Genomic DNA, 24,648 nt, shown 5'->3' on the forward strand with positions numbered 1-24,648 from the left:
ACCTCCACCTATGGCTCCGGCTGAGACATTATCTAAGCCTGTAGAAGCTACTACGGTTAAAAAACTGGAAAATCAACCACGTCCTTCTATAGATACTTCTGATTTAATGAGAGAAATAGTAGGGCCAAAAAAACTAAAAAAAGTTGAATTGGACCCTAATACAGGAAAACCGGTTGCACATTCTCATAGTAAGCCTGCTCAGAATGAATCTATTGAACTGAAATCAATTTTAGCACGAAGAATTGCTATAGAGGTGAGTGATAGTAGTAGCAGTGAAAGCGATAGTGGTAACTGGAGTGATGTTAGTGTTAATAGGAATAAATCAAAAATGCTTAAAACTAAAGGAGAACGAGATGCTAAAATGACTACGCATGCTCAAAAAATTAATAATAGGAACTCACAAAAACCATCATTTGTTAGATAATAAATGTCATTCCCGCTTTCCCCGCGGGAATGACATAAAACACCATATAAATCTACCCTTTAAACTTCTTAGTTATTTCAACTATTCTTTTACCAAAGAAATTAGCAGTTTTTAAATCGCCTTGAGTAGGAGTAATATCAGGAGAAGATTGGTGGTTAGATTGAGTCATAAGTCCTGACCAGCTACCTAAGCGGTTAATTTTATTGGGATCAGGCATCTCATGATCAGAAAAATTCGGAGCAGCTTCAGCTTGCCCGACCCAAATCATACAATGCTGCATAGCGAAGTGAAATAGCTGCTGAATACTGCAAACTGATCACCTGAATAAAAAGCAGAATTAGTAAAAGCTGCAGCTATTTTATCTTTCCATTTTTGTTGTGCCCATCTAGTTGAGGTAGCTTCCATAAATATTTTAAACGATCTGGCTAAAATACCCATATAGGTTGGGACTCCAAAAATGATAGAATCTGCATTGTCTAATAAATCCCAATCGAGATTATTAGGTTTATCTTTATTTATTTGTATAAGAAACATTTGCTCCTGCTTCTTTTATGCTCTTATTTAGTTTTTCAGCTACTTTTGCAGTATGACCGTATCTACTATAATATTACGATAGCTACTTTAACCATTTTATTCTCCATATTATTATAAATTAACTATAAACTCGGCTTCAGTTTTAGACTTTATTTCTTCAATAGTAACATCGTCAGCTTGTCTAACTAATATCATTTCATCTTTATCAATATCAAAAATTCCAAGATCGGTAATTACTCTGTTAACTACTTTTTTACCTGTTAACGGAAAGTTGCATTGTTTTAATAATTTAGCACCGCCATCTTTTGCGTTATGTTCCATTATAATAACTACTCTTTTGGTGTTAGCGACCAAATCCATAGCTCCTCCCATACCTTTAACCATTTTACCCGGAATAGTCCAGTTGGCAAGATCGCCTGTTTGTGAGACTTGCATAGCACCTAAAATAGTTAAATCGACATGCGAACCTCTAATCATCCCAAATGAAAAGCTACTGTCGAAATAGCTGCTTTCAGGAATAGCAGTAATAGTTTGCTTACCGGCGTTAATTAAATCAGGATCTTCCTCTCCTGCGTAAGGAAATGGTCCCATACCAAGCATACCGTTCTCGCTTTGAAATATTACATTCACTCCTTGAGGTATATAATTTGCTACATGCGTAGGCATACCTATACCAAGATTGACATATAATCCGTCTTTAAGTTCCTCTGCGGTTATTTGATAAATTTCTTCTTTGCTCCAAGGCATATCTTATTTTTCCCTGACAGTTAATTGCTCAATACGTTTCTCATATTTTTCACCTACTATTAATCGCTGTATGAAAATATTAGGTGTGTGAATATTGTTAGGGTCAAGCTCTCCCACCTCAACTATTTCCTCTACTTCACAAACTGTAACTTTAGCGGCACCTGCCATGACTGCATTAAAATTTCGTGCAGTTTTATTATAAATCACGTTGCCGCTTTTATCAGCTTTAAAGCCTTTAATAATAGCAAGGTCAGCTTGAAGGGCAGTTTCCATTATATATTTTTTGCCGTTAAATTCCTTTGTTTCTTTACCTTCCTCTACAATTGTACCTATACCTGTTTTAGTATAAAAAGCCGGAATTCCCATACAAGCAGCCCTAATTCGTTCAGCTAAAGTTCCTTGTGGGTTTAGCTCAAGCTCTAAAATCTTATCAAGATATTGTTGCTCAAAAATCTTATTTTCTCCGACATACGAAGAAATCATTTTTTTTATTTGTTTAGTTTGAAGAAGAAGCCCAAGTCCGAAATTGTCAACACCGCAATTATTGCTTATAACTGTTAAATTTTGAACATTGCTTTTAAGAAGTGCATTTATTAAATTTTCAGGAATACCGCATAGACCGAATCCGCCCGACATTATAGTCATGCCGTCATAAAGAAGTCCTTCAAGAGCAGCTTCAGCCGAAGGATAGATTTTATTCATAAATTTTAAATTATTTAATATCTATTATTTAAGACATTAGGAAGATTTTCAAAAGAAGTCAAGGACATACACAAGTTTGGTATATTAAAAAAATACTTTACAAGAAATTAAATTTAACCATTGCTGCTTGTTTTTTGTATTCATCAACAGTATTAGTAACTGCATCAAATATTGATGACAATATAACAATTCAAGAAAATTCTAAAAAAAATTATAGTTATGTAGTGACTTATGATAAAGATATGTCCTCAAGAGCGAGTAGCAATGTTGCTATGTCATTAATTGAAGGTTACCGTCAATTAGATGATGCTATGTTTGCCGATTCAGATAATATAGCTATGAAGATCTTAAGTTATATTACAAGATTTACTGCTACATCTTGGATTATGGTAGGTAATCATGAAATAGGAGGTTATGGAGCAAGAGCAAAGAATTTGATTTAAAAGTAACAAAATATGAAGTAGATCCTTTTGAGGGTACAACATATTTTAAAACTAAAGATTTTAATTCTTTGCAAGTTCATAAGCAAATTGCTATAGATACAGGGGGAATGCAAGCAAGTTATTTGTTATCTGAAAATATTAAAGATAGATACATGGCAAGTAACAAAATTAATCCTACTTACGGTATAGGTTATTTATGGACAAGACTAGAGCAAGCAAGTTATATTTTTAGTACTAAGTTTGATTGCAAAGATAAAAGCGGTAATGATATAAATACATATGTAAAAGCGATTAACTCCATATACGGAAATTATATTACTAAAAATAAAATTTTTTCATATGCTTATTTAGATTTATTTGATTCGTTTTTATTCTATTCAGGATATTCATTTATTAACTTAAATAATATTCCGATGATTGAATTAGGACCGGTTAAATATTTACCGGCTACTAGAGCGATACTTGCTCCATACGGTTTAGAGCGTGGTTTAGTTAACTATTTTGTTGTTGATAAAAATATATTCAAGTTAATATTAATTAATTACGGCAAAAATCAAAAATTTAAGTTTTACGGTGTCGGAGTTAAAGCTAATAACTGAGTCAAAGTTGAATTTATCGGTTTAGGTTTAGAAGCGACATTTTGGAATCAGCCTAAAATGTTAACCGCTACCCCTTTAAAAGAAAGTTGTAAGCAAGGTGGACTTGGAGCCGTTAATTTTGAGCTTAGCTTAAATGAAACATTTAAGATAGTTGGCTCAGACGGTTACAAAACAGCGGGATTTATAGAAGGTATGCCTTTAAAATCCTCAGCTATAGTTAGAGAGCAGGGTTAAAATTAGATTTATAAGAGAAGGCTTTGTTGCATGATTAATATGTCATTCCTGCGAAAGCAGCAATCCAGAAAAAAGCGCGATACATCAAGCTTTTAATTTTCAAAACTTACTGTGTATGCACCGTTTAATTACTGGATTTCTGCTTTTGCAAGAATGACATATTAATCATAATTTGTATATTTTATTATTCTTCTTTTATTATAAAGTATATATATTTGTATATAAGATAATTATGACTATATATGCTAACTATTTTAGAAAAATTCTTATTCTCTTCTGTAAAAACGTTCATCAATATACGTGAAGATACCGTATCTGCTCTTAAAAGGCTTGGTATTAACAATATTCGTGATTTATTATTTTATCTACCTGTTTCATATCAAAATAAAATATTATCGCCTAATTTAACTGAAGTTAGAGACGGTGACATAATCCAAACAGAAATTGTAGTTGAGAGCATTAATTTACCAAAGAAAATTAGTCAGCCTTTAAAAATTACAGCTAGCAATGATACTGGTTCTTTGTTATTAGTGTTTTTTCATAAACCCCCACCGTTTATTTTTAATAAGCTGCAAGTTGGTACTTCTCATATTATCAGCGGAAAGGTACAATTTTTTGATCATTACTTACAAATTGCGCATCCTGAATTTATTGTAAATCCTAAACTCGTAAAAGAAATAGAGCCGATTTATTCCCTGACATATTTACTTAGTAACAAGCAGTTATATTCATATATCATAAAAGCAATAGAGATATTTGAAGAGAAGTGTAAGAGTATAGAAGATAAAGAAGTAAAAGATTATTTAGATATTATATTGCAGAATTTGCAAATGTTGCATGTTTTTCATCATTGCGAGGAGGCATGCATGCCGACGAAGCAATCCAGTAATGTAAAATTAATAAATTCTAGATTGCCGCAGCCCCTAAAGGGGCTTCGCAATGACGATTTATATACTAACGCCAAAAAACAACTAGCAGCTAAGGAGCTTATCGCTAATCAAATATCTCTTTTAAATGTACGTACGCAAATAAGTAGAAGACAAGGTAATATTTACCCTAAAGCTGTATCTATTCAAGCAAATATATTAAATGAGCTAGGATTTGAGTTAACTTCTTATCAAAAGCAAGTTATAGAAGAAATAGAGTGTGATCAAAGCGATAAAATAGAAATGATGAGATTGTTGCAAGGCGATGTTGGCTCCGGTAAAACTTTGGTAGCTCTGCTGACGATGGTAAATGTGGTAGCCACTGGATTTCAAGCAACGCTTATGGCTCCAACTGATTTGCTTGCCAATCAGCATTATGAGTTTTTTGTTAAAGCTTTAAAAAATACTAATATAAGAGTCGGATTACTTACAGGTAAGATACTGGGGGCAGCTCGTAAAAATATTATGATACAACTTGACAACGATGAGATTGATATATTAGTCGGCACTCATGCTTTATTTCAAGAAAAAGTAAGTTTTAAGAAATTAGGTTATATAGTTATTGATGAGCAGCATAGATTTGGGGTACAACAGCGTTTGAATTTAATAAATAAAGGAGTAAATCCCGATGTGTTAGTTATGACTGCAACGCCGATTCCTCGAAGTCTTGCACTTACTATGTTTGGTGATATGACTATCTCAAAGCTAATGGGTAAGCCGAAAAGTCGTTTACCTATCGCTACAAATATCATGTCCGTTAATAAGATAGAGCATATTATAGTAGCGATAAATAAGAAGCTTATTGCAGGTGAGCGGGTATATTGGATTTGTCCATTGATAGAGCAGGGAGAGAAAGAAACGCCGGAAGAGGATAGTTTATTGATGGATGTGATGAATCGTTTTAACTCTATCGAAAATATCTATCAAGGTTATACCGGTATTATTCACGGTAAGATGAAGAACGAGCAGAAAGACCAAATAATGAAGCAATTTAAGGAAGGTGAAATTAAGATATTAGTTGCAACAACCGTTATTGAAGTCGGAATAGACATACCTGAAGCCACTTTGATAATTATTGAAAATGCTGAGCAATTTGGTCTCGCTCAACTTCATCAGCTTAGAGGTAGAGTAGGGCGGGGTAGTGTGCAGTCATATTGTATATTGTTATACAATCCTAAAAGGCTTAGAAAAGTTGCACGAGGCAGGTTTGAGATAATGAAACAAACTAATGATGGATTTTATATAGCTGAGCAGGATTTAAAACTTCGAGGTAGCGGTGAGATTTTAGGAGTAAAACAAAGCGGCGAAATCGCATTTTTCTTCGCTGATTTAGCGGACGATTATGATCTACTTCTTAAAGCGCATAAATTTGCGGCAATAGGCTCAAAAGGTAATGTAAATTTTGTTAACTTTCAGATCAAGCTCTTTGCCAAATCAAGTAAGCGAGTTGGTTTAGTGTGAATATGCTATTTCCGCTTGACATTGGCGTTGTTGCGTGGATCGATTTTTCCGTCATTGCGAGAAGAATTACGTAGTAATTCGATAAAGCAATCTTGTGCCAAAACCTGAGATTGCCATGCTCTTTTCAGTCGTTCGCAATGATGAAAAACCGTACCGTGCAAGCAAGCTTTTTTATAAAATCTAGAATACTATAAGTTAAAGCTAATCCTGTGTGATTTCAGCAAGTCTAGTAAACAGAGCGTCAATCATATCCCAGCCTTTTTTTTGAATAGTGAGTAAAGAAGAATCATTAATATTTATTTGTTTTAATAAATCTATTCCCATTTGTTCATGTTCAGGATCAAGATACATATGTATTTTGAAATGTTTTGCTGCTTTATGATTAAAAAATATTGATCCTAGTTTTGCATAAAATATAGTAGCACAAGACTCTATTACTAAATGGACAAGGACGGCTCTTTCACTATCTCCAAGAGTCATCATTTTTAGCGTAAACCAAGAACCTAAGGCCTCAAAAATAGAATCTGTAGTTTCTTCATTATTTTCTAGATTTTGTAATTCTATATTATGTCCAAATTCATCGGTAAGATGCTCCCATGCAAGTTGTTGAAATTCTTTTGTTTCAGAAAACACTACTCTTGCTAATACCATTTTTTGAAATTCGTCTGACCAAATCCGAAAATGTTTAAGAAATTTATTTTTTCGTAGCGTACTATCTAACTTAATTTTAAATAGTTTGTTTTTTTTAAATTGCTCTTTATATTGTTCATTATCCAAAATTAAACGATCTATTATATTCATATATTTAATTATCAATTTATTTAAATATATTAATATTAACTAAATTACGCTGTCACTCATTATTAATGTTTATTTACCAATTTTTAAAACCATATGTGTATTTATAGATGAATATGAATTGTAAGATCATAATGTGTATGTAGTAAATATATAAAACATTGCGACTTATCCATTTTAGATTTATAGCTATTTTTTGTGAATAATCGCTTAGGATCATGAATATATAGGTAATTGTTAAGAAAGTGAGGTTTAAAATTAAGTCAGTATTTGAAAAATTAAACTCATTAAAGGAAATCGCAAGAGTAAAAAGAGTTGAATGCACGAAAGAAGCAAAAATTGCTATAAAACAGCAAAGTTTTAAGTTTGCCTTCTCATGTTTTGAAATAAATCCAAGTATCATTGTAGCAATTATAAGAGTCCCGTAATCAATCAAAGTCCAGCTAATATACCACAATAGTACCATTATAATTGCATGACAATAACCGCTATAGAAAAAGCGAGTTAAAGAATTATGAAAATAATAAATATACCATTGCCCTAAATAGATAGGGATTAGAATATTTGTAGTAAGCAACTGTTTAAATAGTACAGTGGTATATATTTGTAATAAAACACCGAATATTATTATATGGGTTTTTGGTTTATCATGAAAATTATAACCGGCAAAAAAGCAAAATACTGGCATAGCTGTACGACCTATGATCCGCATAATCGTTAATTCAGGATATAGATATAAACCTACATGATCAATGATCATGGCTATAATAGCTAAGGCTTTTAGCAAATCCTGATAATTTGATGGGTGCTTATTTTTTGTTATTATCATAATTAACCGCTTTTAATAAATATGCCGTGCCGAAAAATGCTCCCATTCCAACTGCAATTGTACTACCTAGCATACAGACTTTAATCAGTAAATATTCCGAATAAAAATATTCTAAATAATAATGCTTTATTAAAGCAATTATAATAGACATTAATATACAGCATAACAAAATTTTACCGCAGAAAAGTTTTATACCGGCTTCTATATGAAGCTTATTTTGTTTTGTAGTATAGCTATATAATAAACCTAGATTATACCAAGCTGCAATAGATGTACCGACTGCAATACCGATATGTTTCAAAGAATCCATTAATAATAGGTTCATGCCGGTATTAATTATTATTGAAAATAAGGTTATTTTGAGCGGTGTTTTAGTATCTCCGTTAGCATAAAAAATAGGAGTTAAAATTTTTGCCAAAATAAAAGCAGGGAGCCCAAGTGCAAACGCAGAAATAGCCTCAGCTGTATTTGTAGTATCTTGGCTCGTGAATACTCCTCTTTCATAAATTATATTAATAATTGGATGAGATAGAATTATAATACCGAATGTAGCAGGCAACGATAATAATAATCCCATTCTAATAGCATTATTCTGTATTTTTTTTGCAGCTACTATATCATTTGATTTATAGATTTTTGACAGCTCAGGTAGCAATATAGTAGAGAAGCTAGTACCTATTATTGATAGAGGAAATTGATATATCCGGTCGGCATAAGATAATATAGAAATAGCACCTTCAATAAAGCTAGCAATAGATTGGGATATGAAAAGGTTTAATTGCTGTATGCCGGAGCTAATGGTTGCCGGTCCCATATTAATCAAAAGCTTTTTTACATCGGGATCGCTTGGGTTAAAAATTATCGGAAAGCTTAAATCCGCTCTTTTCACACAGACAAACATAAACGAAACTTGTAATATTCCGGCCATTATTAAAGATAAGCTAATTGAGATAGTAGATTCTATATAATGATCAAATGTTAAAGTAAAAATTATTACGCATATACTTAAAATAACCGGTGAAAAAGCAAATGCAGCGAATTTTTTTACAGAGTTTAATATTCCGCCAAGTAGAGCCGTTAATGAAACAAATATTAAATAAGGTATTGTAATTCGGCATAAAAATACCGTAAGCTCAAACTTTTCTTTTTTACCGTGAAATCCAGGAACAATAAACAGCATTAATTGTGGCATGAAGATTTGCATTAATGCTATTATTACTATTAATGTCAGAAGTAAAAGGGTAAAAATCTCACCTGAAAAATTATTAGCGGCTTTCTTAGAAATAAGCATTTTTTCATTATAAATAGGAATGAATACGCTTGATAATGCTCCTTCTGCAAAAATTCTTCTAAATAGATTCGGTAGTTTAAAAGCAACATTAATGCTATCACCCATAGGCGTAGAGCCGAATAATGATGCGATAAACTGTTCACGCACTAAGCCAAATATGCGAGAAATTAATGTGAAAAAAGCTACTACGACTCCTGAACGAAATAATCGACTTCTTGCATAACTTGCTTCTAAAGGTAATTTGTGCGTCAATCCGGTACTCGCATTCTCACGTACTAAAGTGTACGCTGTGGTCCTGCGTTCCGTGTTTCCTTCAAATTCCTCTTTATTAGCTACGTTATGCAAGAAGTCGGTCACTGTTTGTTTTTTATCTTATTTTTCTGATGTCATTCCCGCGGAGGCGGGAATCCAGTAAAACCTATAAAAAATAAAAACTTGTTTTTATAGGTTTATTTTGTTAATTAATGTGTAATTGTTGAGATCGGGATTAAGGCTACTTTTTCTGGATTTCCGCCTCCGCGGGAATGACATCAAGCACCATGCAAGCAACGTCATGAATTCTTATCCCTAGCTGACCCTATCTATTCCTTCATTGATTAAAGCGTCTGCTTTTGATTTATTTTCCCATCCAGTAACTTTAACCCATTTACCTTTTTCTAAATCTTTATAATGCTCAAAGAAATGCACGATACGTTTCTTGAGCATGTCACATAAATCATCTAGCTCTTTAATATGATCGAAAGTAATATCGAGCTTAGAAGTCGGTACTGCGATTATTTTCTCATCAAGCCCTGATTCGTCTTCCATCATCAATACACCGACTGCTCGGCATTTTATAACCGACCCAGGCACTACCGGATGATGAGCTACGACAAGTACGTCTACCGGATCACCGTCATTTGAAAGAGTATGAGGAATAAAACCGTAATTGCATGGATAGCTCATGGTAGTTTGCATAAAGCGATCAACAAAAACTGCTCCTGATTCTTTGTCAAATTCGTATTTGATTGGACCGCTATTCATCGGAATTTCGATAATTACGTTTATTTCGTAATTATTTGCTTTTGCTTTGATTTTATCTATAAACATGTTTTTATTTATTTGGTTTAGTTATTTTTCGTCATTGCGAGGAGAATTACAACGTAATTCGACGAAGCAGTCTCAGGCCTATTTTACTAGATTGTCACGTCGCTTCGCTCTTCGCAATGACGTTGTTATTGCGGAGGTCTGTAATTCTCATCATGCTTTGCAAGTAATTGTCTTGCTATAAATTTCCCGTTCGATAATTGCCCGATGGCAATAATTCCTTGTCCTTTACGAAATAGAGCCGGAAGGGCTCCTTGATATAATATCTCGAAATCCTTAATATTATCGGTAATAACAAAACTTATCTTATCATTAGCAATTTTATTTATTGAGTCTGTTTTAACAAGCCCACCGACTCTTAACTCTTTGCCTTGTTCTATTTCATTAATTTTTGACGGCGGCAAAAAAAATACTATATTTTTCTCTAAATTGTAAAGTATTATACTAATTCCTAAACATGCTGAGCAGAAACAAATAATTATTGTTATTAATCTATTTCTTACTTTCTTTTGCATTAAAGTTCTGTTTATTTTTCAATGACTTGTAATTTAAAAAACTTACAATTAACAATGTCGCTAAGGTTAAAAAGGTAAATAAATACGCTACCGATATATAATTATTCATTTCTTAAAAATTCCATAATTTCCTTAGGTGAAGAATCTAAATAGAAATGTTTCAGATATTTTCCGTTTGCATCGATTAAATATGTAAAAGATGAATGATCAAGCATATAGTTCGGGTCGTCATCATCACCATGCACACGAGCATAGAAAACCTTGAATTTATCAGTTACATCTTTTATTTGCTGCTCGTTACCGGTAAGACCTATAAATTTCGGATGAAAATGTTTTAGATATTCTTTAAGTGCTATAGGAGTATCACGTTTTGGGTCAATAGTGATAAAAACAGGTAGAATATCTATTTTATGTTTATTTAAAATTTCTACAATCTCCGTCATTTTATTTAGAGAGGTTGGGCATATATCAGGACAACTAGTAAATCCAAAGTAAATGAGGCTTAAGTTGCCTTTCAACTTATCACTATTAAATATCTCTCCATTTTGGTCTATTAGTTCAAAATCACCGCCGATTTTTACGTTATCTTCATAGATATTAACTTGACCGGCAAGTGGCTTTTCAGGAGTTCTTAAAGATAACAACAAATATAATGCTCCTACTCCTATTAATAAGCTAATTACGATAATTATTTTTATAACATTTGACTGCATTTTCATAAGATATTATCCATTTTTGCGTTGTCATCCTAGCTGGTCCTGCTGTATGGCTCTTATGTCATTCCTGCGAAAGCAGGAATCCAGAGAAAAGTGAAAATGTCATACTGTGGCTTGACTACGGTATCTTATATCACAGGCCGTGTTCTGAGATCCCGCAATCAAGTTGCGGGATGACATTAAAGGTTACTGGATTCCCGCTTTCGTGGGAATGACATAAAAAGACCATACAACAAAGTCTACTATATTTACACAAGCCCTAATTTTTTAGGTTTAAAATGTTGTACCCAAATATCTATTAACAATTTAGTAATGATAATCGCTGAAAACATTGAAGATATAATCCCGATCGTTAATGCAACGGCAAAACCTTTTATTGCACCTACTCCAAATATATAAAGTAAAAAAGCAACGATTAAAGTAGTTAGGTTAGCATCAAGGATAGTGGCAAACGCAGATTCAAAACCGGTTCTAATAGCATAAAGATTAGACACTCCTTTATGCAGTTCCTCTTTAATTCTTTCGTAAATCAATACATTAGCATCAACAGCCATACCCATAGTGAGTATTATTCCTGCAATTCCCGGTAGAGTTAAAGTAGCTTGGAAAAGTGAAAGTAAAGCTAAAATATATAACAATGCAAGGCTTAAGGCTATATTGGCAAATAAACCAAGCACACCGTAAGACCAAACCATAAATATACACACTGCTATAAATCCTATAAGTCCTGCCTTTTTGCCCGACTCTATAGAATCAGCACCCAAATTTGGACCTATACTTCTCTCTTCAATAATTTTAAGTGGGGCAGGAAGCGAACCGGCTCGCAATAATAGTGCAAGCTCATTTGCCGACTCAACGGTAAAATTTCCTGTTATTATACCGCTTCCGCCCATAATCGCTCCGTTTATCGTTGGAGCACTTAGTAATTTATTGTCTAAAACTATAGCAAGGCGTTTACCAGTATTATTTTTAGTTATTTCACCAAATATTTTACTACCTAAATTGTTGAAAGAAAAAGCAACTACCGCTTGCGAATTTTGGTCAAAAGAAGCTGAAGCGGTTGTAAGCTGATCCCCACCCAAGACAACTTTTTTCTTTATAACGACATAATACTCCCCATGACTTTCGTTATCTCCCTTAACTAGCATTGAACCTACTGGAACATGTCCTTTTACCGCTTCTTCGATATTGGCATTTTCATCAACTAAATGAAAAGTTAGCTTTGCAGTTTTCCCTAATATATTCTTCAGGTAAGAGGGATTTTCTTCACCGGGAACTTGCAGTAATATATGCTTATCGCCTTGTTTCTGTAGGGTCGGCTCTTTAGTGCCGGTACTATCAACTCTCATGCGAACGATCTCAATAGATTGGTCTACTACCTTACTAAGTAAGTCATTTAATCTAGATTCGCTGTAGCTAAGCTTTATTTTATTTTCATTTACTTCAGCGATAATTTCTGGATCGATTTTATTAATTATTTTCTTTAACGGCTTTAATTTCTCAGGCGATCTTACTTCTAATTGAATGCTATTTTGTCTAACTAACAGATTTTTATAACCGATTTTATCCTCACGAAAATTTTTGCGTAAAGTGTCGGCAAGATTTTCCATTGAATCATTTAAGTAGGTGTCAAAATCAACATCGAGTAATAAATGGGCTCCTCCTCTAAGATCAAGTCCTAGATTTACTGAATCATGAGGTAGAAACTTAGAGTTTACCTGCATGAAATTAGGTAAGGCGCAAATAACTGCAAAAACCGTACATATAATTGAAAGAAAAATTTTCCACTTAGGAAGATTTTGCACCGCTTACCTTCTTATTTTTTTTGTTTTCTTTTTTTACTGCTACTTCTTTTGTACGACTAGTTATATCGATAATAGCACTTTTTAAAACTTTAATACGTACATCTTTAGCTATTTCGATTTCAATATTATTGTCATTTTCACTTACTTTAGTCACAATACCATAAATGCCGCTATTTGTTAGAACTTCTTCGCCTTTTTTAACTTCACTTACTAATTTCTCTTTTTCTTTGCGTCGTGTTTCTTGTGGACGTAATAATAAGAAGTAAAATACAGCAAAAATTAAAACCATCGGTATTAAGCTTGTTAACCCCGATTGTAAAGAATTTGTTTCTGCAGGCACTACCTCAGTTTCCTGTATTTCTATAGTGTCGTTATTATTTGCCTGATTATCTTGCGTATTTGCTGACATATGTAATTTCCTAATTGTTGCAATAGTCTTCCTGTATAACCTCTTTCTAAAAGTAATTTGTATACCTTTGATACTTCAAGATTTGGTACGTCAAATTTTAGGCTTCGCCTTTGCTCATGTAGTTTTCTACGCTCCGCAGGCTCACCACTTATTTGGCTTCCAACTTTTGAAGTATCTGCGGTATACATCAATCTGGTACTCGCATCTCACGTCCCTTTTTGTACGCTGCGGTTCTGCGTGCCGTGTTTCCTTAAAATTTCTCTTTGTAAGATAGGTTATGCACTAAGTCTAATAAAATAAAAATAGCTACCTAATAGCTTTAATGCAAGGGTAAAATAATAATATAAAATATATTTAAATGTATTTTATACTAATATAAGTTATCACGAAACCGATAAATGGCTATTTTTATGACAGTTATAACTACTAGAATTTCTAATGAACTAGATATTATACTTTCTAATGTTGTTAAGGAAATCGATAGACCAAAAGGATATATTATACGTAAAGCAATAGAAAGTTATATAGAAGAAAAAGCAGATTTATTAATTGCTTTGTCTTGTATAGAAAAAAGAGAAGAAGTAATTTCATTAGACGATATTAAGAAAAAATATGGTTTGGAAGATTGAATTTATGATAAACTTATGTCATTTGTAAAAGGGCGTTGTTGCTTAGCTCGAAAAACATGCTCTATGTCATTCCCGCGTAGGCGGGAATGACATAAAACGGACAAAATCACTGGAGCGGGTGAAGGGATTCGAACCCTCGACTTCAACCTTGGCAAGGTAGCGCTCTACCCCTGAGCTACACCCGCTTAAATAAAATAACGGTGCTTTAATGTAAAAAGTTTAAGGGGATCAAAATTAATTACATATAAAACTCCTTAGTGCTTTTTAATCTAAGCGAATCTGAATATAAGTAATTATAAGATAAATTGCAAGTATTAAATTAGAAATTTATTGGCATTGCTAAATAAAGATAGATTATTTAATAAATTAACGCCATTGCAAGGAAATTACAAAGTATATTGACTAAGCAATCTAGTTAAAAACTCTGTAAACTAGAATTTATTATTATTTTTTTAGATTGATACGCTCCTTTCAGTCGCTCAACTCATTACGACGCCTGTCTTGAGTTAGCAATGCTATAAAAAATCTAATTTTGTTAACTTGACTTTTATTTTTATATAAAACAGTATAGTTCTTTATTAATTTTAACTAATCTGTAAAAAAGTATGTGAAGTTACGCAAAAGAGCCAAAAAGTTTAGCCCGTAATCAAAAAGAAACAATAGGGCTACTATCGATAGGTAGGTTTCTTGAATATTTTGATCTCACGCTCTATGTACACATGGTGGTAATACTTAACGAGCTATTTTTTCCTGAAGCCGATGCACGAGCAGCTTCTCTATATTCTGCCATTGCATATTGTGCAACATATCTATTTAGACCTATCGGTACTTTTAATATTTGGTTGGATAGGAGATACTATAGGTCGTAAGGCAACGGTCATTATTACAACTTTTTTAATGTCGCTTTTTTATCTTATAATGGCTAATTATAAAAACTTATACCGAAATTGGTATTACGGCGACTTTTGTAGTAACTGCGTGTCGTATCGCTCAGGGGATGTCCTTTATAGGGGAGGTAGTAGGTGCCGAGCTTTATCTAACCGAAATGACAAAAATTCCTCAACGTTATTGGGTGGTGGCTTCGCTTGTTGTTTTTGTAATTTTAGGTGCAACCGTGTAGCATTGGCGGTAGGAACACTTGTTACTTCTGTTGGACTTGATTGGCGTATTGCATTTTGGTTTGGAGCAGCTATTGCTATAGTTGGTGCTGTTGTAAGGACAAATCTTAGGGAGACTCCAGATTTCATTGATGCAAAAAGACGAATAAAGAAAACTGTAGCACAAGCAGGGATAGATAGTAATCGGCTAAAATCAAGCCCTATTTGGAGTGAAAAAATTAATAAACCAACAGCAATAGCTTTCTTTTTGGTACATTGTGGAGTCCCGTTATGGTTTTATATTGTTTATATTTATTGCGGTAATATGCTAAAAACTCATTTAATTACAGTGCTACTCAAGTAATTCATCAAAATTTTATTGTTTGTGGTACAGAATTAATAAGTACAATAATTGTTACTTATTTGGTTTGTAAAATACATCCTTTAAAAGTCCTTAAAGTAAGATTAATAATATTTTCTATGGTAGCCCTTATGTCTCCTATCTTACTAAATAATATTTCAAATACTATAGAATTACTTTTATTCCAATTATTTATTGTAGTATTTGCCCCTACTACTTTTCCGGCAGGTGCAGTGTTTTATGCAAGATTTCCAGTATTAAAACGTTTTATATGCGGCAGTTTTATATTTGCTTTATCACGAGCTTTAATGTTTGCAGTTTCTTCTTTTAGAACAATTTACTTGATAGATTATTTTAATCACTGGGGATTATTATTCTTGATTATTCCAATTCTAATTGTATACATTTGGAGTAAATCATTTTATAAAGTTAGAGGAGGAAGCAGAGAGTTATTATTAGAAAAAGCTTTGTATCTTTCAAGTTCAATATTAAAAACTTTTAGGCATAACTTAGCAAATTCTTGTTCTAGTTTATAATTTATATTAGCAGCGACCAAAAGAAAATTTATTAAAGTCGCTTCAATAATTTTTCTAGTGATTGACGCATTTGAGAACCGTGTTACGTGCATAGTAGATACCTTTTTTGACTTCGAGTATATCTATAGGCTTTGCTACTTTAGTATTTAAATATTCGAGTTTATCAAGTAATTTTTTACTATAAACACAAATTGCAAACTTTTCTTTCCAAGAGCTTATATCTTCTATAAAAGTTATTTCTTATTTCATTATAATTTGTGGGCTATTAATTAAAAAATTAGGCATTGCCTAGAAAAAGTTGATAATTTGAAAAGTTTACGTCATTGCCACGCTCTTTGCAGTCGCTTAGCTCATGACGATATCAACCGTTTCGAGGAAATGCCAAAATTGCAGTAATAAATAGCTGCAGATTAGGTCCTGTGAAGGAAAATTAAATTAATCTATTTTTGCTATTTTTTGCTGTAAATCATAAGATTTTTTTGAAATAGGAACAACTATTACTGCAAAAATCTTATTAATGTTCGCTAAAAAATATCTGAAAATATAAATAATTTAATTTTCCTTCACAGGACCTAAAGATTATTGTTATTTTATTTTAAATATTAATCCTAAAGTCAAAATATAACTATGTCAAACCGTAATAGTTTAGAAGTACAAGAGTACGCACAAGCTAGCTCCTTAAATAATACTAATCTAACTGCATCATAGGGTGAGTTAATACTAACTGTTGCAAATTTATTGTTCAAAGAGTCAAATATTAATAATAATCAGAATATACAAAGAGATAAAAATATATCTTATGAGAATAATATTACCGACTTTGAAAATCAGGATACAAGTTGTGGTATATGTAAATGTCTGATAGCTACTGTTTGCTGCAATGTGTATGTATTTTTATTTGAATAAACACCAAATTTTACACTAAAAAAATATGAGCAAGGCTTAAGAAAGTTAGGAAACCTAGAGCATCGGTTATGGTTGTTAGAAATACACCGGAGCCTGTAGCGGGGTCTATATCAAAATAATGCAGTATTATAGGAATAGCAGAGCCGAATAATCCGGCTACTAAAAAATTTAAAATAACTGCAATAGCAAAAATAACGCTAAGATTTAAGTCAAGCAACATCACAAAGCTAAGTCCTGCTCCGATAATTGCAAGTACAAAACCGTTAAAAGCCGATACGGCTATTTCTTTTAATATAACTTTATTGACATTATTATAATGAATATCTTTATTAGCAAGGGCTCTAACCGTAACGGTCATGGCTTGTGTTCCGGCATTTCCGCCCATTGAAGCTACAATAGGCATAGTGGCTGCAAGCGTTACAAGTTTTGCAATAGTATCGTTAAAATGGTTAATGATAAGTGAGGTCATGCAGGCAGTGATTAGATTAACAAAGAGCCAAGGAAAACGATGTCTAACGGTATAAAATACATTGAAGAAAGTATCTTGAGTGTGTACCCCGCTTAATGATAATATATCTTTGCCGACTTGTTCTTCGATAATATAAATTATATTATCGATTGATACGCTACCTACTAACTTACCGCTTTTATTTACTACCGGTACAATAGTTAAAGCATATTGTCTAAAAATGAAGCTTAGTTCATTTAAGTCGGTAAAAGCATCTGCAAGTTTAAAATCTTTGTTCATCAAATCTTTTATCAATTCATTTTTTTTGCCTTTAATTAGCGTGCTAAGAGAAATAATACCGATAGGGCGTAATTTATTATCCGTAACGATTGCCGCATAAAAGTCATTCTTTACGTTCTTGATAAAATTTAATGATTCCTCGACCGTCCATCCTTCTTGAAGATTAATAAAATCTCGTTCAATTACCCTACCTACCGTATTTTCGGGATATGTACAACCTACGGTAATTTGGTGTTTTTTTTCTTTAGTGAGATTACTTAGGATAAGGTCTTTTATATCATCGTCTAGATCGATTACTACTTCAATAGCATCTTCTATAACTAGCTTATTGATTAATTCTGCAGATTTTTTTATGCCTAAAGTTTCTATTATTAAAGGTTTACTATAAGCATTTAATGATACTAACGTTTCAGGCTTAATTTCATCCTGTAATAAAGGAATAATTATTTTATATGTTTTATTATTAAGATTATCTAAGAAATCTGCTAAATCGGCATAATGAAGCTTGGCCAGCCTGCTTGCAGCAGCATCATAATTGTGATCTTCGATCAGATCGTTAATTTGATCAAAAATTTCAGCAAATTGATCGTGATGATCTGGTAAGATGCTTTTAAATATATTGAAATTAGGCATAGCCTATTGACCTAATAGTTTATTATATACTTATTATAATTATTTAAAGCTGGGTAGCTAGGCTTGGCACAGAATTGTGTACAATTTGCTAATCAATATAAATCACAGAGTACAAATAAGCAATAGTTTTTATTTCAACTCCTTTTCATTTATCAGGAGTATACAATTAGCACAAACATTTGCTAACAAGACGAACTTAGGAGTAAATATAAAATCTGAAGTGTCGAAACAAACAAAAATTTGACTTTGTGAAAAACCGGCGAATGGTGCGGTCGAGAAGACTTGAACTTCCAATCTTTTTACAGAACAGCACCCTCAATGCTGCGCGTCTACCAATTTCGCCACGACCGCTTAAGCTTTACTCTATAGCAGATTATGAGTAAAATATCAATAGAATTCTTTTGATGTTATTTCCACCTTTCTATGTCATTCCCACTTCCACGGGAATGACATAAACTAGCCATGCGACAACACCTTTAGTCGTTCGCAATGACGGCAAAGCTATTCAAGATAAATCAACAACAAAACTAGGTGTAATCGATTGCTTAACAGCAGCTTTCATTAAACTATCTAGTTTTTCATCAATATTATCAAAATCAATATGATATTCTCTAGAATTTCCGGTTAACACTAGGGCAGAGTCTATACCAAGGCGATTTGCTGCAAGTATATCGGTGTAAACAGTATCCCCAATCATTAACATGCGATTCTTAGGGGTATTATGACATTCTTTTAAAATTTTGCTATATATTTCTTCATATGGCTTACCACTATAAATTACTTTTCCGCCAAGCTGTTTTATTTTTTCGGCATAATAGCCGCTACAATATCTATAAACACCGTGCTGATTTATTCCAAGGTCAGGATTAGCACAAATATTGACCATTTTACGTTGTACAACAATTTTAAATAATTCATTGAATTCGTTTAAATCTAAATTTTCGTTTTCGTCTCTGTAAATAGTCATTAAGAAAATATTAGCTTTGTTAATATCATCAGTGATAGGACATTGAATTCTGTTTATTATATCATTTTCTAAATGTCCTAAATGATATATTGCTGGTTTTTCTATACCGAACCGCTCTTTACTTTCTAGTATCATTTCTACTGCTATTTCGCCTGAGCTAATGATCATTTCCGGTTCTGCATTTAATCCCCACGATTTAATTGTTTGATGCAGTGAAAAAATATTGCGTGGAGCATTAGTGACAAAATATACTTTTTTTCGTTCAATAATCTTATTGATATTTTGTACGACGCCCGGATAGGTACGCCCCCCTTCAATTATTACCCCCCACAGATCGAATAAAAACACGTCATAATCATTAATTACGTCGAAAATATGTTTTAACTTTAATGTATTCATTGTTATCTCGCTAATTTTAAATCAAGAAACTTTACTATTTTAATAAGTTACGTTATAGTCATTTTTATTGTTTCTAGCAACAAGTAATAGAGCCAAATATATAATATGTCGGAAATTGAAGAAAAATTTAACGAATCATCATACGGTGCTGATTCCATAAAGGTTTTAAAAGGTCTTGAAGCCGTAAGAAAAAGACCGGGAATGTATATCGGGGATGTTGGAGACGGGTCAGGTCTACATCATATGATTTATGAAGTAGTCGACAACGCTATCGATGAGTCGCTTGCTGGTTATTGCGATCTAGTACGAGTAACATTAAATAAAAACGGTTCAGTAACCGTATCCGATAACGGGCGAGGTATACCCGTTGAAATTCATGAAGAAGAAGGAATATCGGCAGCTGAAGTTATTATGACGCAACTTCACGCCGGCGGTAAGTTTGACCAGAACGCTTATAAGGTTGCAGGCGGTCTACACGGTGTTGGTGTATCGGTTGTAAATGCTCTTTCTGAATGGCTTGAGCTGCGTATTTGGCGTAATAATAAGGAATATTTGATGAGATTTAATAATGGTATAACGGAAGCTCCGCTTGCGGTTGTCAAAGAAAATATTGATAAAAAAGGTACGGAAGTTACTTTTTTTCCGTCTGTAGAAACGTTTACTAATATAGAATTTGATTTTGGCACTATAGAGCATCGTCTTCGTGAGCTTGCTTTTTTAAATTCAGGCGTAAAGATTTTACTCGTCGATAATCGCTTTGAAGAAGTTAAAGAAGTAGAGTTTTATTATACGGGTGGTATAGAAGCTTATGTAAAATATATAGACAGAGCGAAGCACGCTATCCATCCATGTATAGTAGTTAATACAGAGAATGCTGAGTCTGGTATAAGCCTTGAGCTTGCGATGCATTGGAACGATTCTTATCATGAAAATATTTTATGCTTTACTAATAATATTAGGCAGCGTGATGGCGGAACTCATCTTAGTGCTTTCAAATCAGCGATAACACGTGTTATTACTTCGTATCTTGATACTACGGGTCTTAATAAAAAAGCTAAAAATTACTTTAGCGGTGAAGATACTAGGGAAGGGCTATGTTGTGTGCTTTCCATTAAAGTGCCTGATCCTAAATTTTCTTCTCAAACAAAAGATAAGCTAGTAAGCTCCGAAGTACGACCGGTTGTTGAGAATGCCGTTTATACAAAGGTTCTTGAGTGGTTTGAAGAGCATCCAGCAGAAGCTAAGGCAATTATAGCTAAGATTATGGAAGCTGCGAATGCTCGTGAAGCTGCTAGAAAAGCAAGGGAACTCACTCGAAGAAAATCAGCTTTAGAAGTTTCGAATTTACCAGGTAAACTTGCAGATTGCCATGCAAAAGATCCTGCTATTTCAGAATTGTTTATTGTTGAGGGGGACTCTGCGGGCGGTACTGCAAAGCAGGGTAGGGATAGCAAAATTCAGGCTATATTGCCTTTGCGTGGTAAAATTTTGAACGTTGAACGTGCAAGATTTGATAAAATGCTCGGTTCGGACCAAATCGGTACGTTAATTACAGCGCTTGGAATTAGTGTTGAACGAGAATTTTCCTTAGAAAAGCTTAGATACCATAAAGTTATTATTATGACCGATGCTGATGTTGATGGCTCGCACATTAGAACTTTATTACTCACGTTTTTCTATCGTCATATGCCTGAGCTAATAAATAAAGGCTATCTATATATAGCTCAGCCACCGCTTTATAAAGTAAAGAAAGGAGCAGCCGAGTTTTATTTAAAGAATGAGCAAGCGCTGCAAGATTATTTGATCAAATCAACTATTAATGATGCAACCTTAATTCTAGACTATAAAGAGCAGTTAGTGGGTGATAATTTAGAAGAGCTAATTAATAAAGTGGTTAAGTTTAACGGCTTGCTTGACCATGCTAGCAAAAAATTTAATCGCTCAATTACCGAAATTCTTGCTATTAATGACTTACTTAATAACAAAATATTTGAGTCTGAAAGTGATTTAAGACTTAAAAAAGCTTTAGATGTTTTAAATAGCTTAGAAGATTCGCCTGATAAGACTAATTGGGAAGTTTTAAAACATGAAAATAAAATAGAGTTCTTCCGCTTTAGTAGGGGTTTAAAAGAAAGTAAAATATTATTGAAAGAGCAGTTAGAATCATTTGAGTTTGTACAAATATCAAAGCTTGCTTTAACGATTTTTGATATATTTAGTAAGCAATTAAAGCTTATAGTGAAAAGTCAGGAATTCGATATTTTAACACCGAGTCAGTTGTTAAATACCATTATAGAATGCGGAAAAAGAGGTATAAATATTCAGCGTTTTAAGGGTCTTGGTGAGATGAATTCCGACCAGCTATGGGAAACTACTCTTGACCCTACAAAAAGAACTTTGCTTCAGGTAAGAGTTGCAGAAATTGATGAAGCAGAAGGCATTTTCTCTACTTTAATGGGTGACGTTGTTGAACCTCGCAGGTTATTTATCCAAGCAAATGCGTTGAATGTCGTGAATTTGGATGTGTAGTATACTCGGTGTCATACCGTGGCTTGACCACGGTATGACAATTTAATCAGTTTCTCCTCGCAATGACGTTACAATTTTATCAAAATAATTTATGCACAAATTAATTATTCACGGTGGTACACCTCTGAAAGGTAGTATTAATATTAGCGGTGCTAAAAATGCCGTGCTACCTATTATGGCAGCGTCTATTCTTACCGATAAACTGCATATTACTAATGTTCCAAAGTTAACGGATGTTAGTACTATGAAAGATTTGCTCCGAAGTCACGGGTCAGATATTGAAATAATAGCACATCAAGATGAATTTGAGCTTATAATTGATACCAAAAATATAAATAACTTTACTGCAGATTATGAAATAGTCCGTAAAATGAGAGCATCGATTTGGGTGCTTGGTCCTTTGCTTACCAAATACGGTAAAGCAAAAGTATCGCTTCCGGGTGGTTGTGCTATTGGAGCAAGGCAAGTAGATTTGCATATTGCTGTATTAAAAGCTATGGGAGCTGAGATTGAAATAGAAGACGGTTATATTAACGCTTCAAGTAAAGGACGCTTAAAAGGTACTCATTTTGTTTTTGATAAAGTTTCCGTAGGTGCTACGATTAATGCAATACTTGCAGCTGTTTTAGCAGAGGGGGAAACTGTGCTTTTTAATTGTGGTCGAGAGCCGGAAATAGTTGATTTATGTAATTGTCTTATCGCAATGGGAGCCGATATTGCAGGTATCGGCACTAGCGAAATAACAATTAAAGGCAAGGATTCTTTAAATAAAGCGAGCTATAAAGTACTTTCTGATCGTATTGAAGCCGGTACTTATATGTTTGCGGCAGCTATTACTAAAGGTGATGTAAAAATTTGTGGGATTGATTACCATATTGTAGAAAATATAGCTTTAAAACTTATCGAAACGGGTATAAAAGTCGTGCCGATCAATAACGGAGTTCAAGTAACTTATGAAGGGAAGTTAAATTCAGTTGATTTAGAAACTAATCCCTATCCTGGCTTTGCTACTGATTTGCAAGCACAATTTATGAGCCTTATGACGCTTAGTAGCGGTGTTTCAATGATCACCGAGAATATTTTTGAAAATCGTTTCATGCATGTCCCTGAATTATGTAGAATGGGAGCAGATATAGTAGTACGAGGTAATAAGGCGGTTGTTCGAGGTGTAGAAATATTAAAAGGCGCAGAAGTTATGGCAAGTGATCTTAGAGCTTCGGTATCGCTAATACTCGCCGGTCTTAGTACTAATAGTAAAACCGTATTACACCGAATATATCATTTAGATCGTGGCTTTCAAGATTTAGAAAAAAAATTAAGTAATTGTGGTGCAGATATAAAAAGGGTATAATATATTCGATCAACTTCAAAAATGGGCTAAGTCGTTCTACAAGAGCTGCGGTACGCACGTATTAAGTATACACTGTGTTCCTCGCCTTGTGAACTCCTTGTGCTCTTTTTGAAGTTGATCTACGTATATTCGTTTCCTATTTATTTGTAGTATACTATTTTTAACGGAGAAAAATTATGGCAAGAATTACAGCAGAAGATTGTAATAAAATTATACCGGATAGGTTTCGGCTTGTTGTCCTAGCAACAAGATATGCTAAATTATTAAATTATAAAGTAGAAACTAATCAAATCAAAAAAGAAAAGCGTGATAAGCCTCCTGTTATCGCATTACGTAGAATTGCTGCCGGAAAAGTATCGGTAGCTCAGTTAGAACAAGATTTAATAAATAGTCTGCGTACAAGAACTATGATAGAGCCGCTTGTTAATCAAGATGAATCAGAAGCTGTAGAAGAAAAATTTGAGTATTTACCTGAAGTTTATATCGGGGAAGATTATTCTGATTTAGATGATCAAATCTTTATTGATGAGAATGGCGAAGATTATGAAACCGATAAGTAAATGCTTATCGGTGTTGGTACTGATATAGTACAAATTCCTAGAATCGAAAAAATATTACATTTATATCCAGAACTTTTTGCTAAAAAAATTCTAACTTCAAAGGAATTAAAACAGTTTATTTTGTTGGGAAAAATAAACCATGCTGCTTTTTTAGCCAAGCGTTTTGCTGCTAAAGAGGCTGTTAGTAAAGCCTTTGGAGTCGGTATAGGTCAAGGTATAAATTTTAAAGATATTACTATACTAAATAATGATTTAGGTAAGCCTATAGTAGAAGTTAGCTCAAACTATACAAACAAACTCTCTCCTTTTAATATTCACCTTTCTCTTGCTGATGATTATCCTGTGTGTGTAGCATTTGCTGTGATTGAGAGTAGTTATAATGTTATTCTTGGGTAGAGGCGTGTTACTGTGTG

General features: G+C 33.3%; 24 protein-coding genes, 2 tRNA genes and 4 pseudogenes. 13 read left to right on the top strand and 17 right to left on the bottom strand.

Annotated features, from left to right (window positions below; all coding sequences use genetic code 11):
• A pseudogene (locus WSW_RS01000000108670) lies at positions 1 to 424 on the top strand (Arp2/3 complex-activating protein rickA); the annotation flags it as partial.
• A 52-nt stretch (positions 425 to 476) separates the two neighbouring features.
• On the opposite strand, the gene WSW_RS0106280 reads toward WSW_RS01000000108670, so the two are convergent.
• From WSW_RS0106280 to WSW_RS0106295, 4 genes are all read right to left on the bottom strand, one after another.
• Positions 477 to 692 carry a hypothetical protein gene (locus WSW_RS0106280; RefSeq protein ID WP_016917480.1) on the bottom strand — a complete coding sequence of 72 codons (216 nt, stop codon included), beginning with the start codon at positions 690 to 692 and terminating at the stop codon, positions 477 to 479.
• Positions 689 to 958 (bottom strand): flavodoxin family protein, encoded by a 270-nt coding sequence (locus tag WSW_RS1000000113300; RefSeq protein ID WP_029375022.1) that lies wholly within the window; start codon positions 956 to 958, stop codon positions 689 to 691. The genes WSW_RS0106280 and WSW_RS1000000113300 overlap by 4 nt, the downstream gene beginning before the upstream one ends.
• A 111-nt stretch (positions 959 to 1,069) precedes the next feature.
• Positions 1,070 to 1,705 (bottom strand): 3-oxoacid CoA-transferase subunit B, encoded by a 636-nt coding sequence (locus WSW_RS0106290; RefSeq protein WP_016917481.1) that lies wholly within the window; start codon positions 1,703 to 1,705, stop codon positions 1,070 to 1,072.
• Between the two features lie 3 nt (positions 1,706 to 1,708).
• On the bottom strand, positions 1,709 to 2,407 hold the full coding sequence (locus WSW_RS0106295) for a CoA transferase subunit A (RefSeq protein ID WP_016917482.1): 699 nt from the start codon (positions 2,405 to 2,407) through the stop codon (positions 1,709 to 1,711).
• 134 nt (positions 2,408 to 2,541) lie between these two features.
• On the opposite strand from WSW_RS0106295, the gene WSW_RS0106300 reads away from it, so the two are divergent.
• The 4 genes and pseudogenes from WSW_RS0106300 to WSW_RS0106315 all read left to right on the top strand — a co-directional run bounded on the left by WSW_RS0106300 (position 2,542) and on the right by WSW_RS0106315 (position 6,065).
• Positions 2,542 to 2,850, top strand: a complete 309-nt coding sequence (locus WSW_RS0106300; protein WP_016917483.1) for a hypothetical protein — start codon at positions 2,542 to 2,544, stop codon at positions 2,848 to 2,850.
• Positions 2,851 to 2,918: 68 nt separating this feature from the next.
• Positions 2,919 to 3,449 carry a hypothetical protein gene (locus tag WSW_RS0106305; protein WP_016917484.1) on the top strand — a complete coding sequence of 177 codons (531 nt, stop codon included), beginning with the start codon at positions 2,919 to 2,921 and terminating at the stop codon, positions 3,447 to 3,449.
• Between the two features lie 57 nt (positions 3,450 to 3,506).
• Positions 3,507 to 3,683 (top strand): hypothetical protein, encoded by a 177-nt coding sequence (locus WSW_RS1000000112170; protein WP_016917485.1) that lies wholly within the window; start codon positions 3,507 to 3,509, stop codon positions 3,681 to 3,683.
• Between the two features lie 242 nt (positions 3,684 to 3,925).
• Positions 3,926 to 6,065: pseudogene (locus WSW_RS0106315) on the top strand (ATP-dependent DNA helicase RecG).
• A 206-nt stretch (positions 6,066 to 6,271) separates the two neighbouring features.
• Here the strand turns inward: WSW_RS0106315 and WSW_RS0106320 are convergent.
• The 9 genes from WSW_RS0106320 to WSW_RS1000000114015 all read right to left on the bottom strand — a co-directional run bounded on the left by WSW_RS0106320 (position 6,272) and on the right by WSW_RS1000000114015 (position 13,710).
• Positions 6,272 to 6,871 carry a hypothetical protein gene (locus tag WSW_RS0106320; RefSeq protein ID WP_029375024.1) on the bottom strand — a complete coding sequence of 200 codons (600 nt, stop codon included), beginning with the start codon at positions 6,869 to 6,871 and terminating at the stop codon, positions 6,272 to 6,274.
• 73 nt (positions 6,872 to 6,944) lie between these two features.
• Positions 6,945 to 7,697 carry a TraX family protein gene (locus tag WSW_RS0106325; protein ID WP_016917488.1) on the bottom strand — a complete coding sequence of 251 codons (753 nt, stop codon included), beginning with the start codon at positions 7,695 to 7,697 and terminating at the stop codon, positions 6,945 to 6,947.
• The gene (gene murJ, locus WSW_RS0106330) at positions 7,678 to 9,240 is read right to left on the bottom strand and encodes a murein biosynthesis integral membrane protein MurJ (RefSeq protein WP_410525659.1); all 1,563 of its coding nucleotides are present in this window, start codon (positions 9,238 to 9,240) and stop codon (positions 7,678 to 7,680) included. Before murJ ends, WSW_RS0106325 begins: the two co-directional genes overlap by 20 nt.
• A gap of 315 nt (positions 9,241 to 9,555) precedes the next feature.
• Positions 9,556 to 10,077, bottom strand: coding sequence for an inorganic diphosphatase (ppa, locus tag WSW_RS0106335; RefSeq protein WP_014120980.1), 522 nt, complete (start codon positions 10,075 to 10,077; stop codon positions 9,556 to 9,558).
• 125 nt (positions 10,078 to 10,202) lie between these two features.
• The gene (ccmE, locus tag WSW_RS0106340) at positions 10,203 to 10,589 is read right to left on the bottom strand and encodes a cytochrome c maturation protein CcmE (protein ID WP_016917490.1); all 387 of its coding nucleotides are present in this window, start codon (positions 10,587 to 10,589) and stop codon (positions 10,203 to 10,205) included.
• Between the two features lie 101 nt (positions 10,590 to 10,690).
• Entirely contained in the window at positions 10,691 to 11,308 is a 618-nt protein-coding gene (locus tag WSW_RS0106345) for an SCO family protein (RefSeq protein WP_016917491.1), read from the bottom strand.
• Between the two features lie 245 nt (positions 11,309 to 11,553).
• Positions 11,554 to 13,110, bottom strand: coding sequence for a protein translocase subunit SecD (gene secD / locus WSW_RS0106350; protein WP_016917492.1), 1,557 nt, complete (start codon positions 13,108 to 13,110; stop codon positions 11,554 to 11,556).
• Positions 13,094 to 13,519, bottom strand: coding sequence for a preprotein translocase subunit YajC (gene yajC, locus WSW_RS0106355; protein WP_016917493.1), 426 nt, complete (start codon positions 13,517 to 13,519; stop codon positions 13,094 to 13,096). Before yajC ends, secD begins: the two co-directional genes overlap by 17 nt.
• Positions 13,471 to 13,710 carry a palindromic element RPE5 domain-containing protein gene (locus WSW_RS1000000114015; RefSeq protein ID WP_083832966.1) on the bottom strand — a complete coding sequence of 80 codons (240 nt, stop codon included), beginning with the start codon at positions 13,708 to 13,710 and terminating at the stop codon, positions 13,471 to 13,473. Before WSW_RS1000000114015 ends, yajC begins: the two co-directional genes overlap by 49 nt.
• A gap of 207 nt (positions 13,711 to 13,917) precedes the next feature.
• Here WSW_RS1000000114015 and WSW_RS0106360 point away from each other — a divergent pair, with 207 nt between their 5' ends.
• Positions 13,918 to 14,148, top strand: coding sequence for a DUF6290 family protein (locus WSW_RS0106360; protein WP_016917494.1), 231 nt, complete (start codon positions 13,918 to 13,920; stop codon positions 14,146 to 14,148).
• A 110-nt stretch (positions 14,149 to 14,258) separates the two neighbouring features.
• Here the strand turns inward: WSW_RS0106360 and WSW_RS0106365 are convergent.
• A tRNA-Gly gene (locus WSW_RS0106365) sits at positions 14,259 to 14,333 on the bottom strand.
• A gap of 613 nt (positions 14,334 to 14,946) precedes the next feature.
• Here WSW_RS0106365 and WSW_RS1000000113305 point away from each other — a divergent pair.
• The 3 genes and pseudogenes from WSW_RS1000000113305 to WSW_RS1000000113310 all read left to right on the top strand — a co-directional run bounded on the left by WSW_RS1000000113305 (position 14,947) and on the right by WSW_RS1000000113310 (position 17,048).
• Entirely contained in the window at positions 14,947 to 15,609 is a 663-nt protein-coding gene (locus tag WSW_RS1000000113305) for a hypothetical protein (RefSeq protein WP_238528552.1), read from the top strand.
• Positions 15,610 to 15,725: 116 nt separating this feature from the next.
• Positions 15,726 to 16,065 (top strand): annotated as a pseudogene (locus tag WSW_RS01000000108690) (proline/betaine transporter).
• Between the two features lie 704 nt (positions 16,066 to 16,769).
• A pseudogene (locus tag WSW_RS1000000113310) lies at positions 16,770 to 17,048 on the top strand (hypothetical protein).
• A 10-nt stretch (positions 17,049 to 17,058) separates the two neighbouring features.
• On the opposite strand, the gene mgtE reads toward WSW_RS1000000113310, so the two are convergent.
• The 3 genes from mgtE to WSW_RS0106400 form a co-directional block, all read right to left on the bottom strand.
• Complete coding sequence (gene mgtE / locus WSW_RS0106390) at positions 17,059 to 18,429, bottom strand: magnesium transporter (RefSeq protein WP_016917495.1); 1,371 nt, start codon at positions 18,427 to 18,429, stop codon at positions 17,059 to 17,061.
• Positions 18,430 to 18,693: 264 nt separating this feature from the next.
• A tRNA-Leu gene (locus WSW_RS0106395) sits at positions 18,694 to 18,780 on the bottom strand.
• 154 nt (positions 18,781 to 18,934) lie between these two features.
• On the bottom strand, positions 18,935 to 19,795 hold the full coding sequence (locus WSW_RS0106400; protein WP_016917496.1) for a TIGR01459 family HAD-type hydrolase: 861 nt from the start codon (positions 19,793 to 19,795) through the stop codon (positions 18,935 to 18,937).
• 105 nt (positions 19,796 to 19,900) lie between these two features.
• On the opposite strand from WSW_RS0106400, the gene gyrB reads away from it, so the two are divergent.
• From gyrB to acpS, 4 genes are all read left to right on the top strand, one after another.
• Positions 19,901 to 22,324 (top strand): DNA topoisomerase (ATP-hydrolyzing) subunit B, encoded by a 2,424-nt coding sequence (gene gyrB, locus WSW_RS0106405; protein ID WP_016917497.1) that lies wholly within the window; start codon positions 19,901 to 19,903, stop codon positions 22,322 to 22,324.
• A gap of 91 nt (positions 22,325 to 22,415) precedes the next feature.
• Positions 22,416 to 23,675: a UDP-N-acetylglucosamine 1-carboxyvinyltransferase gene (gene murA, locus WSW_RS0106410; RefSeq protein WP_016917498.1), complete on the top strand. Its 1,260-nt coding sequence runs from the start codon at positions 22,416 to 22,418 to the stop codon at positions 23,673 to 23,675.
• A gap of 176 nt (positions 23,676 to 23,851) precedes the next feature.
• Entirely contained in the window at positions 23,852 to 24,235 is a 384-nt protein-coding gene (gene rpoZ, locus WSW_RS0106415) for a DNA-directed RNA polymerase subunit omega (protein ID WP_010977486.1), read from the top strand.
• Positions 24,236 to 24,631 (top strand): holo-ACP synthase, encoded by a 396-nt coding sequence (gene acpS, locus WSW_RS0106420; protein ID WP_016917499.1) that lies wholly within the window; start codon positions 24,236 to 24,238, stop codon positions 24,629 to 24,631. It abuts the gene before it with no gap.
• Positions 24,632 to 24,648: the final 17 nt, after the last annotated feature.

This window comes from Rickettsia honei RB (assembly GCF_000263055.1).
Taxonomy (GTDB): Bacteria; Pseudomonadota; Alphaproteobacteria; order Rickettsiales; family Rickettsiaceae; genus Rickettsia; species Rickettsia rickettsii.